Genomic DNA, 8,403 nt, shown 5'->3' with positions numbered 1-8,403 from the left:
GACCGAGAGCGTCGGCACGGCCGTCACCACTGGTGCCGAGGCGCTCCTCGCCCACCGGCGCGACGACGGCGCCTTCGTCTTCGGCGCGCACCACGCCTCCCCGCTGAACACCGCCGGAGCCCTCACCGCACTGCACTTCGCCGATCCCGAGGGCTCGGCGGAGACCATCGAGCGCGGTGTCACCTGGCTGTGCGAGACCCAGCGGGACGACGGCGGCTGGGCCATGGGCTCGGTGCCCACCGAACCCCTCACCACCGCGCTCGCCGCCGCGGCGCTCCAACTGCTCGCGCCCCGCCGGGCGGCGTCGGCCGTACGCGCGGCACGGGCCCGGTTCGAGGAGCTCGGCGGCTCCGCGGCCGTCCCGGAACCCGCGATGACCGCCCTCATCCGCCAGTTCCACACCTTCGCCGGACTGCCCCACGAGGGCGCCCAGCGCCGACTCCCCCTGGAGCTGCTGCTCTTCCCCGGCCTCAGCCGCCGCCTGCTGAGCCTGCGGCTGCCCATCTACGCGAGCCAGGCGCTCGCCCAGTCCGCCCACCGGCGCCGCGGCCCGGCCGGCCGCGCCCTGGACCGGCTGGCCCGGCCGAGGGCCCTGGCCATCGTCCGTGACGCGTACGAACGCGAGGGTGCCACCGGCGGGTTCAGCACCGACCCCTGGCTCACCGGACTCATCTGCCTGGGCCTCGCCCGCTCCGGCCAGGCGCCCGACCTGGTGAGCGCCGCCGCCCGCTGGCTCCGCTCGGCGGCGAACCCCGACGGCTCCTGGGATCTGATGCCGCTCGATGTGACCTGGACGAACTTCGCCACCGCCGCGCTGATCGAGGCCGGTCACGCCGACGACCCCCAGCTGATCGGCACCCGCGAGATGCTCCACCGCCACCAGCAGCCCGAGCCGTTCGACGCGCTCGGCTGCCCGGCCGGCTACTGGGGGTTCTCCAGCCCGCGCAGCTGGCCGATGGCCCTGGAGACGGCCGAGGCCGGCGCCATCCTGCTGCGGCTGCCCGGCGGCGCGGACGACCGCCATGTGCGCGCCGGGCTGGCCTGGCTGACGGCCACCCAGGACGCGGCCGGATCCTGGAGCCTCGCCGTACGGAACAGCAAACCGGGTGGCTTCGGGCCCTGCCCCCAGATGACCGCCAAGGTCGTGGGCGCCCTGCTCGACTCCGGGGCCGGGGCCGACGACCCGCGCGTGGTCAGGGCGGTGCGCTGGCTGGTCAGCCGACAGCGTCCCGACGGCTCGTACGAGGCCATGTGGTACCGCGGCGGCACTCCCGGGACCGCCGCGGCGCTGGAGGCGCTGAGCCGGGCGGGCCGCACCGAGGAGCACCACCGGGCGGCGGCCCGGGCCAGGGACTGGCTGCTGCGCACCCGGCATCCCGACGGATCGTGGAGCACGGGCGAGCGCACCGGGCCGGGCGCCACCCGGCGGGGCACCGTTGAGGAGACCGCCTGGGCGCTGCGCGGGCTGCTCGCCGCCGGGCTGAGCCCCACCGACCCGGCCCTCGCGGCGGCGGCCCGCCGGCTCGTCGACGCCCAGCGGGCGGACGGCGGCTGGACCCCGGCCCCGGTCAACGAGTACATCCGCGGCTGTGCCCGTTACGCCGACGACGGCATCGCGGCGGGCCTGGCGGTGCGGGCCCTCGCCCACTACCGCTCGGCGGAGGCCGCGGAGGTTGCGGAAGCCACTCGCGAAACCGGCACTCGCCGCGAAACCGGCACTCGCCGCGAAACCGGCATGCGCGAGACCGGCACCCACGAATCCGGCCCGCGTGAATCCGGCCCGCGTGAATCCGGCCCGCGTGAATCCGGCCCGCGCGAGACCGGTCCGCGCGAGACCAGCGCCCGCGAGACTGGCCCGCGCGAAACCGGCACCCGCGCATCCGGCACCCGCGCATCCGGCACCCGCGGAACCGGCACTGGCGCATCCGGCACCCGCGCATCCGGCACCCGCGGAACCGGCACTCGCGAAGGAGGCGGGCGATGAGCCCCGATGTGCTGGTGTGCGGGGCGGGCGTCGGCGGTCTCGCGGCGGCCCGCGCGCTCGGCGGTCTCGGACTGGACGTCCTGGTGGTCGACAAGCAGCCGAGGATCCGGCCGATCGCCAAGGGCGAGGTGCTCCAGCCGGGTGCGCTGCGCCTGCTGCGCTCCTGGGGCGTGGAGAAGCGGCTCGACGCCCAGGGTGCGGTCCGGCTCGGGCGGCTGGTCGTCCGCGATCCGCGCGGCACCGCGCTGATGTCCCTCGACTATGGCCAACTGCCCGCTCCCGACCAGTGGTTGCTGGCCCATGACCACACGGCCATCCTCGCCGCCCTGGCCGAGAGCCTCGGGCCGGGTGTCGAACTGCGCCGGGGAGTACGCGCGGAGGCGCCGCTGCGCGACGACTCCGGCCGGATCACCGGACTGCGGCTGGCCGAGGGCGGCAGGGTCCACGAGGAGCGGGCCCCGCTCGTGGTCGCCGCCGACGGCATCTCCTCACGGCTGCGGTCCTGGGCGGGCATCGAGGCCCAACGGGTCGACTACCCGCACCGGCTGGTCTCCTTCGACATCGGCGACGCCGACGCGGCGGCGCGGGCCGACGACTTCTCCGCGTATGTCACCGACCGGGGCCTGCGGCTGCTCTATCCGCTGCCGGGCGGCCGGCTGCGGCTCTACCTCCAGGCGGGGCCCGATGAGCTGCGCGGCGTCACGGCGCGCGGGGAACTGGCCGACTGGGCGGCCAGGGCGCTGTCCGAGGTGCCCGCCCTGGAGCCGCTGACCGCGCCCCTGCTCGCGCATCTCGACACCCGCCAGACGCTGCCCGTCGGACGGCTGCTGTCGCCCCGGCTGGCCGGCCACGGCCTCGCGCTGGTCGGCGAGGCCGCGTACGCCGTCCATCCGATGGCCGCGCAGGGCATGAACACCGCCATCACCAGCGCCGGTGCCCTCGCCGAGCGGCTGTCGGGCCATCTGGAGCGCACCGGCGAGATATCGGCCGAGACGGTGGACGGCGCGCTGCGCGACTACCACGACCGGCAGCTGCCCCTGCTCGCCCAGGCGGCCACGACCAGCGGCAACGCGGCGCGGATGGTCACCGACCTGTCGTGGCGCGGCCGGGTCCTGGGCCGCCGGGCCGTCCGTCACACCGGCGCCAACCCCCGGCTGTTGCACACCGTCACCCACAACATGTCGGGCCTCGGCCCGCGCCCGCTGACCCTGCTGGACCGGCTTCAGCAGCTCGGTCTCCTCCCCGATCCGCGCGCCCACCGAGTGCCGGCCGCTGCGGCCGGCCGACCGCAACCCATGTGAGGACGGTTTCCCCATGCCCACTCCCGAACCGGTCGTGACCCCCGTCTCCGGAGCGCTCGGCGCGGAGATCCGCGGTGTCGATCTGACCGAGCTCACCGACGAACTCTTCGAGCGGATCCATGAGTTGCTGCTCAAGCACCTCGTGGTCTTCTTCCCGGACCAGGAACACCTCACCCCGGAGGCGCATATCGCCCTGGGACGGCGGCTGGGCGAGCTGGAGGTCCATCCGTTCCTGCCGAAGGTCGAGGGCCATCCCGAGATCGTCGTGCTGGACGCGGACCAGGGCGCCAAGGCCGACGAGTGGCACATCGACGTGACCTTCCAGCCCAATCCGCCGGTCGCCTCGATCCTCCATCTCCAGGTGTGCCCCGCCTCCGGAGGCGACACCATGTGGAGCAACCAGTACCTGGTCTACGAGACACTCTCCGAGCCGATGCGCGAACTCCTCGACGGGCTCACCGCCGTCCACGTCCTCAACACCCCGCAGACCGGTGAGCACTCCGCGGAACACCCGGTGGTGCGGATCCACCCCGAGACCGGCAGGCGCTCGCTGTACGTCACGCGCATGTGGACCTCGCACATCCCGCAGCTCAGCCGTCCGGAGAGCGACGCCCTGCTGCAGTACCTCTTCGAGCACTCCGAGTCACCCCGGTTCAACTGCCGCTACCGCTGGCAGCCCGGCGCCGTCGCCATGTGGGACAACCGCGCCACCCAGCACCTGGCCGTCAACGACTACACCGAGCCCCGCAGGGGGCAGCGGGTGACCGTCCTCGGCGACCAGCCCACCGGTGACACCCCGCGCTGGAAGGAGTACCGGCCCGCGCCCGACGAGCGCTACTACCCGCGCCACGTCACGGCCCGGTACGGCTACCGGTGACGGCCCGCCAGGACCGTCAGGCTGGTCAGCGGCTCGGGCGTCGCCGTCGTACGGTGGCGGCGACACCCGCGCCGAGCACCAGCACGGACGCGCCACCGGCGAGCAGCACCGGAGTGGTGTTCCCGTCGCCCTCGGCGGCGGCGGAGGAGATGGCCCGGGAGGGCGTGGCGGCGGCACGGGACGGCTCCGTGGGCCGCGTGGCGGCCTGAGACGGCGGGGCGGCGGCCCCGGACGACGGGGCCGCGCCCGGGGAGTCCTTCGCCGGGGCCCCCAACACCACATCGGAGCACGAGTAGTAGGTGTCCGGGGTGCTGGTGTTCCGCCAGATCGTGTAGAGCAGCTGACGGCCGGTCCGGTCGGCGGGCAGCGTGGCCTTGATGTGGTACGCGTCGTCCACCAGAGCGGGGTCCTTGGCCGTGGCGAACGGCTTCGCCTCCAGATCGGACCACTTCAGCGGCCGCTTGGGATCGTAGCCCTCCCTGGTGAGATACAGCTCGAAGGTCCCCGTGTGCGGGATGGTCGACCGATAGGTGAGCGTGAGATCCGCCCCGGCCGACAGCCGCGTCGAAGGCCAGTCGGCGCGCGGCAGGTCCAGACCCCGGTACGCCTCCAGGCCCCCGCTGCACAGCTTTCCGTCCGGGATCCGCTCCCGGTCCTTGCCCGCCACCCCCGCGATCCGCAGATTGTCCCAGTCCGCGGCCTCCGGGTCGCCCGCGGCCCGGGCCGCCCGGCACGCCGCCGACCGCGCCGCGCCCCCGCCCTCGGGGGAGCAGGCGAACGTCCGGCTCACCGGGTCCGTCGGCGCCCCGTGCGCCTGCGCGGGCGGAGCGGCCAGCGCCGTGAACAGACAGGGGAGGGCCCCGAGAAGAGCGCCCACGGCGGCGGTGCGGTACGAGATCATCCGGTGCGGCCCTCCGGGTCGGTGCGGCGACGGGCGGCTCGCCCGTCCCGAGGAGTACGGGAAGCCCGGTCCGCGCGTTCAACTGGCCGCCGTGAGCCGCGTCATGACGGCGTACAACCATCCGCCATCTCCGCATGTCTCCCTAGGCAGACGCAAACAGCGCCTACGCCCATGAAGAATCATTAAGGGGGACAAATGAATCTTTCTCGCCGTATGGCCGTCACCGCGGTCCTCGCCACCGCCATCGCGGGCACCGTGGCCCTGACGCCCCAGGCGTCCGCCGCCGCCACGGCCTCGTACAACGGGGTGTGCGGCAGCGGGTACAAGGTGGTGAACTCGGCGCCCATCGGCTCCAAGGGCACCGTCTTCCTCACCTACAACTCCGCCAAGGGCAAGAACTGCGTGGTCACCGTCCGGAACGCCACGGGCAAGCCGGTTCCCATGTTCGCCTACCTGTACGTTCAGGGCGCCGACGAGTCGGCCGAGGACGGCGGCGCGTACACCTCGTACGCGGGGCCGGTGTACGGCGACGGGCGCGGCAAGTGCGTGGACTGGGCCGGGGGCATCGACAACCAGTCCACCTGGACCTACGGATCGAACTGCGGATCCCTGAAGGCCTACCGCGTGACCAAGGGCTGGTAAGCCCGAAGCCGCACGGTCCGCAGAGCCGACGGGGGATCACACGGGGGAGCGGCGGTCACCTCTTCGAGGTGGCCGCCGCCATCGTCGTGCGGCACCGCCCGCATATTCGGTGTCTTCGACGGCATACGTCCCGGTAGCGTCGTCACCGTGACTCCAGAGGATCTCGCGGCCGTCATCTCCGACGGCGTACACCAGGCCATCCAGTCCGGACGTCTTACGGGAGAGGCGCCGCGGGAGATCCGCGTGGAGCGCCCCCGGCACCGAAGTCATGGCGACTACTCGACCAATGTCGCCCTGCGACTCGCCGGCTCCGCGGGCCTGCCCGCCCGTGCCGTGGCCGAGGTGCTGGCCCCGCTGGTGGCCGCGGCCGACGGAGTGGCGAAGGCCGAGGTCGCGGGCCCCGGATTCCTGAACATCACGCTGGAGAGCGCGGCGATCGGCTCCGTGGCGCGCGACATCGTCCTGGCCGGTGACGCCTATGGCCGTACGGACCGGCTCGGGGGCCTTCGGCTCAATCTGGAGTTCGTCTCGGCGAACCCCACCGGGCCGGTGCACATCGGCGGGGCCCGGTGGGCGGTCGTGGGTGATGTGCTCGCGCGGCTGCTCGAGGCGGCGGGCGCGGATGTGTCCCGGGAGTACTACTTCAACGACGCCGGCGCGCAGATCGACCGGTTCGCCCGCTCGCTGCTCGCCGCGGCACAGGGCTCACCGGTGCCCGAGGACGGCTACAGCGGCGCGTACATCCAGGAGATCGCCGCCGAGGTGCTGCGCCGGCGGCCCGGGGCCCTGGAACTGCCGGAGCCCGAGGCCCTCGCCGCCTTCCGGGCGGTGGGCACGGCGCTGATGTTCGACGAGATCAGGACGTCGCTCGCCGCGTTCGGTACCCGCTTCGACGTCTACTTCAACGAGAAGGACCTGCACGACGGAGGGGATCTGGACGCCGCTGTCGCCCGTCTGCGGGAGGGCGGCCACGTCTTCGAGGACCAGGGCGCGGTCTGGCTGCGCACCACGGACTTCGGCGACGACAAGGACCGGGTCCTGGTGAAGAGCGACGGTTCCTGGACGTACTTCACCGCGGACTGCGCGTACTACCTCAACAAGCGGTCCCGGGGCTTCGAACGGGTCGTCATCATGCTCGGCGCCGACCACGCGGGCTATGTGGGCCGGATGCGCGCCATGGCGGCCTGCTTCGGCGACGACCCGGACACGCGTCTGGAGATCCTGATCGGTCAGCTGGTCAACCTGGTCAGGGACGGTGAGCCGGTCCGGATGAGCAAGCGGGCCGGCACGGTCCTCACCCTGGACGATCTGGTCGAGGCGGTCGGCGTGGACGCCGCGCGGTACGCGCTCGCGCGGGCCAGTGTGGACGCGATGATCGACCTCGACATCGACCTGCTCACCCGGCAGTCGAACGACAATCCCGTCTACTACGTCCAGTACGCGCACACGCGGCCGTGCGCCGTGCGGCGCAGGGCGGAGGAAGCCGGGATCGGGAAGGGCGCGCCGGAGGACTTCGACGCCGCCCTGCTCACCCATGAGCGGGAGACCGATCTGCTGGGCGTGCTGGCCGAGTTCCCGCAGGTCGTGGCCACGGCCGCCACGCTGCGCGAGCCGCACCGGGTGGCGCACTATCTGGAAGCGCTGGCCGGCACGTACCACCGCTTCTACGACGCCTGCCGCGTCCTGCCGCGGGCGGGTGAGGATCCGGACGACCGCACCCGGGCCCGGCTGTGGCTGACGGAGGCCGGCAGGGTGGTGCTGGGCAACGGGCTGCGGCTGCTCGGGGTTTCGGCGCCCGAACGGATGTGAGCGCTACACCTGGCGCTCGGTGAAGGCCACCGCGTGGGTGTCCAGCACGATGTGGAGCTCCGCGAGGCGGTAGGTGGCACCGTCGGAGCGGACCACGCAGCGGACCACACCGCCGGCGATCGGGGTCACCTGACCGTCGGTGATGTTGGTGGCGTACATATAGGACACGACCGAGATGTCATCGCCGTCGACCCGCTCGATGTGGATGTTCGAGGCGTTGTGGCGCAGCGGATAGCCGGCCGCCTCGCGGTGCTGCCGCTGCCAGGCGATCACCTGCTCGCGGCCCCGGTTGTCGGAGGCGATGAACTCCTCGTACGGGGACTTGCCGGTGTCCGAGCGGGAGGTGATGTGGACGTCCTCGGTCAGCAGCTCGGGCCAGACGTCGAACTGCCCCTCGTCGAAGGCGAACCACCAGCGGTGGATCAGCTCATGGACCGCCAGACGATCGAGCATGCGGAACTCTCCCCCCGAGGATTCAAGTGATCGACAGCATATCCCGCGGCCGCCAGTACGGTGGCCCCATGTCAGCGGTTCACGACCATCCCCACCGCCTCAAACGCCCGCTCCGCGATGTGCAGGCGCTGGTGTCGAGCGAGGGAGGGGTGCGGCCGTACGCGCTCACCTCCGCGGACGTCGAACCGCTTCCGGCCGACGGGGACCCCGCCGGAGCCCCCGTGTTCGTCAACGACGTGCCGGGGGCCGAACTGCCGCCGGAGTTCGGCGCGGCCTTCGGCGAGGGGGTGCTGGCGAAGCTGGGGGAGTGGGTCCGGGGCGGCGTTCCGGCGTACGCGGTGCGGGTGCGGCTGCGGGACGCGCGGTGGCGCGAAGGGGAGTCGACCGAGGCCGGATTCGCCTGGGCGGGGCGGCGGACCGCCCTGGAGCTGGACCG

General features: G+C 73.2%; 8 protein-coding genes and 1 pseudogene. 6 read left to right on the top strand and 3 right to left on the bottom strand.

What is annotated here, in order from left to right:
- Nucleotides 1-1,501: pseudogene (locus GWI24_RS35595) on the top strand (prenyltransferase/squalene oxidase repeat-containing protein); the annotation flags it as partial.
- 67 nt (nucleotides 1,502-1,568) lie between these two features.
- Here the strand turns inward: GWI24_RS35595 and GWI24_RS47030 are convergent.
- The gene (locus GWI24_RS47030; protein WP_374103373.1) at nucleotides 1,569-1,925 is read right to left on the bottom strand and encodes a hypothetical protein; all 357 of its coding nucleotides are present in this window, start codon (nucleotides 1,923-1,925) and stop codon (nucleotides 1,569-1,571) included.
- A 55-nt stretch (nucleotides 1,926-1,980) separates the two neighbouring features.
- Between GWI24_RS47030 and GWI24_RS35585 the strand changes: the two genes are divergently transcribed.
- Complete coding sequence (locus GWI24_RS35585; RefSeq protein WP_210950165.1) at nucleotides 1,981-3,285, top strand: NAD(P)/FAD-dependent oxidoreductase; 1,305 nt, start codon at nucleotides 1,981-1,983, stop codon at nucleotides 3,283-3,285.
- A 13-nt stretch (nucleotides 3,286-3,298) separates the two neighbouring features.
- Entirely contained in the window at nucleotides 3,299-4,162 is an 864-nt protein-coding gene (locus tag GWI24_RS35580; RefSeq protein WP_210950164.1) for a TauD/TfdA family dioxygenase, read from the top strand.
- A 25-nt stretch (nucleotides 4,163-4,187) separates the two neighbouring features.
- Here GWI24_RS35580 and GWI24_RS35575 read toward each other — a convergent pair whose 3' ends face one another.
- The gene (locus GWI24_RS35575) at nucleotides 4,188-5,063 is read right to left on the bottom strand and encodes a lytic polysaccharide monooxygenase (RefSeq protein ID WP_210950163.1); all 876 of its coding nucleotides are present in this window, start codon (nucleotides 5,061-5,063) and stop codon (nucleotides 4,188-4,190) included.
- A gap of 195 nt (nucleotides 5,064-5,258) precedes the next feature.
- On the opposite strand from GWI24_RS35575, the gene GWI24_RS35570 reads away from it, so the two are divergent.
- Nucleotides 5,259-5,705, top strand: coding sequence for a spore-associated protein A (locus tag GWI24_RS35570; protein WP_210950162.1), 447 nt, complete (start codon nucleotides 5,259-5,261; stop codon nucleotides 5,703-5,705).
- Nucleotides 5,706-5,852: 147 nt separating this feature from the next.
- Complete coding sequence (gene argS, locus GWI24_RS35565) at nucleotides 5,853-7,514, top strand: arginine--tRNA ligase (RefSeq protein WP_210950161.1); 1,662 nt, start codon at nucleotides 5,853-5,855, stop codon at nucleotides 7,512-7,514.
- 3 nt (nucleotides 7,515-7,517) lie between these two features.
- On the opposite strand, the gene GWI24_RS35560 is transcribed toward argS, so the two are convergent.
- Nucleotides 7,518-7,967 (bottom strand): nuclear transport factor 2 family protein, encoded by a 450-nt coding sequence (locus GWI24_RS35560; RefSeq protein ID WP_210950160.1) that lies wholly within the window; start codon nucleotides 7,965-7,967, stop codon nucleotides 7,518-7,520.
- A gap of 68 nt (nucleotides 7,968-8,035) precedes the next feature.
- On the opposite strand from GWI24_RS35560, the gene GWI24_RS35555 reads away from it, so the two are divergent.
- Nucleotides 8,036-8,403: hypothetical protein (locus GWI24_RS35555; RefSeq protein WP_210950159.1), on the top strand; the 368-nt coding region annotated here is incomplete at its 3' end.

Source organism: Streptomyces sp. MK37H (genome assembly GCF_018035285.1).
Lineage (GTDB): Bacteria > Actinomycetota > Actinomycetes > Streptomycetales > Streptomycetaceae > Streptomyces > Streptomyces endocoffeicus.
Note: the sequence above shows the minus strand (reverse complement) of the source record. Positions and strands in the feature narration are given on the sequence as shown.

Coding starts and splice junctions, on each gene's coding strand:
- GWI24_RS35570 (WP_210950162.1), top strand. CDS start 5,259: ATGAATCTTTCTCGCCGTATGGCCGTCACCGCGGTCCTCGCCACCGCC.
- GWI24_RS35575 (WP_210950163.1), bottom strand. CDS start 5,063: ATGATCTCGTACCGCACCGCCGCCGTGGGCGCTCTTCTCGGGGCCCTC.
- GWI24_RS47030 (WP_374103373.1), bottom strand. CDS start 1,925: ATGCGCCAGTGCCGGTTCCGCGGGTGCCGGATGCGCGGGTGCCGGATG.
- GWI24_RS35560 (WP_210950160.1), bottom strand. CDS start 7,967: ATGCTCGATCGTCTGGCGGTCCATGAGCTGATCCACCGCTGGTGGTTC.
- GWI24_RS35580 (WP_210950164.1), top strand. CDS start 3,299: ATGCCCACTCCCGAACCGGTCGTGACCCCCGTCTCCGGAGCGCTCGGC.
- GWI24_RS35585 (WP_210950165.1), top strand. CDS start 1,981: ATGAGCCCCGATGTGCTGGTGTGCGGGGCGGGCGTCGGCGGTCTCGCG.